Source organism: Micromonospora sp. SD12 (assembly GCF_052068495.1).
Taxonomy (GTDB): Bacteria; Actinomycetota; Actinomycetes; order Mycobacteriales; family Micromonosporaceae; genus Micromonospora; species Micromonospora echinofusca.
In genome coordinates, this window is sequence record NZ_JBQHDF010000055.1 from 1 (window position 1) to 875 (window position 875).

Below are 875 nucleotides of genomic sequence, written 5' to 3' on the forward strand. Positions count from 1 at the left end.
GGGGTGTGGTCGGGGGCATCGTGGGGGCGGAATCGTGGCGGGGGTGGGGTGGTTACATGATGCGTACGACCGAGTAGGGCGCGCCGCCGCGCTGGGCCTTGGGCCGGTGGGGAATGGTGGTGGGCCGGTCGTGGTTACACATGGTCGCGGTTGGCGTGAGGGTGTCCTCCCGCCTCGCGGTCCAGCCCCCGGTCGTTGCGGCCTGCGTGGCCCGGTAGTTGGCCGGTGTGGCCGGTCTGATCTTTCCTCTGGTTGCTTTCGTGGTTGCTGGAGGTGGCAGCAGTTTCCGCTGAGTTCCTTGGGCGCCGGACGGTGCTTGCACCCCGCGTGAGCCGATCCCCCTCGGTGCGTGGGTGCCGACCCCCGAATGGAGCATCTGTGATGAACACGATTCTGCGTAAGGGCGTTCTTGGTGTTGCGGGTCTGGCGTTTGCCGGTGGTGTGTTCGCTGGTCCGGTTGGCGCGCATGCGGCGCCGTCGGTGGAGTCGGTGCCGGTGGCGGTGGCCGTGGCGGCTGACAAGCCGTCGGTGGACAAGGCGAAGCTGATTCCGCATGGCGTGCAGGGTGCGCAGTCGCGTGTCGACCTGTCGGATGAGCAGGTCGCCAACGTGAAGGCGATCGTCGCGGCGACGAAGAAGGCCGGCATGGACGAGCGTGCCGCGGTGGTGTCGATCGCGACGGCGTTGCAGGAGTCGAAGTTGGAGAATCTGGGTCATCTGGGTGACCGCAACGACCACGATTCGCAGGGTCTGTTCCAGCAGCGTCCGTCCTCGGGTTGGGGCACGGTGGAGCAGATCACCGACCCGGAGTACTCGACGATGGCGTTCCTGAAGGGTCTGAAGCAGGTCGACGGGTGGCAGGACATGCCGCTGAC

1 protein-coding gene is annotated in these 875 nt (G+C 67.0%); it reads left to right on the forward strand.

Features of this window, described 5'->3' with window-relative positions:
* Positions 1 to 381 precede the first annotated feature (381 nt).
* Positions 382 to 875: hypothetical protein (locus ACTMS2_RS29280; protein WP_441178269.1), on the forward strand; the 494-nt coding region annotated here is incomplete at its 3' end.